This window comes from Halorubrum sp. SD612 (genome assembly GCF_002135005.1).
The window spans coordinates 1-2,078 of sequence record NZ_NEWI01000282.1; the positions used below are offsets into that span (position 1 = coordinate 1).

Genomic DNA, 2,078 nt, shown 5'->3' on the forward strand with positions numbered 1-2,078 from the left:
ATCCGGACGCGGCCCGCCGCGGCGCGGAGGCGACCGTGGCGGTCACCGGGACCGGAGCGGGCCGTCGGGTGGTCAAGCGGCGCGTGGAGAAGTCGTACCGGCACCCGGAGCTCGACCGGACGCTCAGGCGCGACCGGACCGTCGCGGAGGCCCGCCTGACGAGCGAGGCGCGGCGCGCGGGGGTCCCGACGCCGCTGGTGTACGACGTCGACCTGCCGAACGCGACGCTGACGCTCCAGCACGTCGGCGAGCGTGACCTCGCGAACGCCCTCGACGAGCGCGCGGCCGAGGCGGTCGGCCGCCACCTCGCGCGGCTTCACGGCGCCGGGATGGTCCACGGCGACCCGACGACGCGGAACGTGCGGGTGTCGACCGACGGCGTCGCGGCCCGGTCGGGGAACGGCGGAGCCGACCGAACGCCGGAGACGTTCCTCATCGACTTCGGGCTCGGCTACCACACCGGCCACGTGGAGGACCACGCGATGGACCTCCACGTGTTCGAGGGGTCGGTCCGGGCGACCGCGACCGATCCCGACCCGCTGATCGCGGCGTTCGAATCGGGGTACGGGGCCGTCGGCGACGACGAGGTCCTCGACCGGCTCCGGGACGTGGCGGACCGCGGGCGGTATCGCTGAGACGGGCCGTCGCCGCCGACCGGACCCCCGCCGCGGTCGGCGTGCGACGGCGCCACGATTTATGGTGCCGGCGGATAGAGTGACCGGTATGGCAGACAAACCGTCGTCGGGAGAGATCCTCGGGATCCCGTACAACTTCGAGCGTCCGAGCCTCGGGCGACTGCTCTCGTCGTACTGGCAGCCGGGCAAGGGGATGCTCGTCGAGAAGCCGTTCGGCACCCGCTACACGCCGAACCTCGCCAACTGGCGGTCGTGGCTCGTCCTCGCGGTCGCCGGGGGGCTGTACTACCAGCAACAGCAGTCCGCCGGGGGCGCCCCGTCCGGCGGCTCCGACGAGGACGGCGTCGAGGACGGGGACGGCCCCGTCGAAGTGATCGTCGACGACGACTGACGGCGACCGCGGCCCGGGAGGAAGCCGTGCGGCGCGGTACCGCGATCGCCGGATTTCAGCGGTGATTCCGTGTCGGGTTCCTTTAAATATCAGAAGCGCCTAGAGCGGGTAGTGAAAGTCCAGTTCGAGTGCTCGTGTTCGGAGGAGATCTCCGAGTTCACCCGCGGCGAGGCGAGCCGCGGGGTCCACGTCGAATGCGGGAACTGCGGCGCGGTGTACGCCGTGACCATCACCGAGCTCGAGTAGCGGGCGGCGACGCCGACTGGAAGCGGAGCCGGACCGTGGTGCCGTCGTCCGTCGCGTCGAATCGGACGGTCCCCCCCTGCGTCTCGCACATCCACTTGACGAGCCACAGCCCGATGCTGCTCGCGTGCGAGAGCGGCGTCTCCTCTTCCGCCTGTAACACCGCGCGCTCGTCCGGCGGGATCCCCGGTCCGTTGTCGGTGACCTCCAGACGGGTGGTCGACCCGTCCGACCGGATCGTCGCCGCCACACGCCGGGTGGCGCCGTCGTTGTGGGTGACCGCGTTCTCGAACACCTCGCGGATCGGGAACTCGACGGAGTCGTCGGCGCGGATCCACGCCTCGGAGGGCGTCTCGACGGTGACCGCGGCCCCGTCGGCGTCGACGGCGTCGACGGCCGCGTGGACGGCGTCGACGAGGTCCACGCGGCCGTCGGGCGGCTCGGCCGACGCGTCCTCGATCACCCGGAGCTTCTCGCTGATCTCGACGACGTCGTCGGTCGTCTCTCGGATCGTCTCCAGGCACTCCCGGCTCCGCTCGTCGTCGATCCGGTCGGCGAGCAGGTCGGTGTACCCCTGAATCACGTTGAGGTCGTTGCGGACGTTGTGCCGGAACACCCGACTCAACACCTGTAGCTGCTGGTTGGAGGTCTCGAGGTCCCGCCGGGCGGCCTCCGCCCGCCGTCGGTGATACGTGACCGCGCCGTAGAGGAGTCCGCCGGACCCGGCGACGAGCAGGAAGTCCCCGTCGACGAGTACATGCGCCCGCCTCGCCGCGACCCCTTCCGCCAACGCCACCTCGACCGCGACC

4 protein-coding genes are annotated in these 2,078 nt (G+C 71.6%); 3 read left to right on the forward strand and 1 reads right to left on the reverse strand.

Annotated features, from left to right (window positions below):
- From B9G38_RS16420 to B9G38_RS18760, 3 genes are all read left to right on the forward strand, one after another.
- Nucleotides 1-635, forward strand: a 635-nt coding sequence (locus tag B9G38_RS16420) for a KEOPS complex kinase/ATPase Bud32 (RefSeq protein ID WP_086221091.1), incomplete at its 5' end; no start/stop codon positions are given.
- Between the two features lie 88 nt (nucleotides 636-723).
- The gene (locus B9G38_RS16425; protein ID WP_086221092.1) at nucleotides 724-1,026 is read left to right on the forward strand and encodes a hypothetical protein; all 303 of its coding nucleotides are present in this window, start codon (nucleotides 724-726) and stop codon (nucleotides 1,024-1,026) included.
- Nucleotides 1,027-1,137: 111 nt separating this feature from the next.
- A complete protein-coding gene (locus B9G38_RS18760; protein WP_017343858.1) occupies nucleotides 1,138-1,272 on the forward strand; it encodes a hypothetical protein in 135 nt (44 codons plus the stop codon).
- Here B9G38_RS18760 and B9G38_RS16430 read toward each other — a convergent pair.
- Nucleotides 1,256-2,078 (reverse strand): sensor histidine kinase KdpD (locus B9G38_RS16430; RefSeq protein ID WP_143415569.1); only part of this gene is annotated, 823 nt, incomplete at its 5' end. The genes B9G38_RS18760 and B9G38_RS16430 overlap by 17 nt on opposite strands.

What these genes read in the sequence shown, in the direction of transcription:
- B9G38_RS16425 (WP_086221092.1), top strand. Translation starts at nt 724, where the DNA reads ATGGCAGACAAACCGTCGTCGGGAGAGATCCTCGGGATCCCGTACAAC.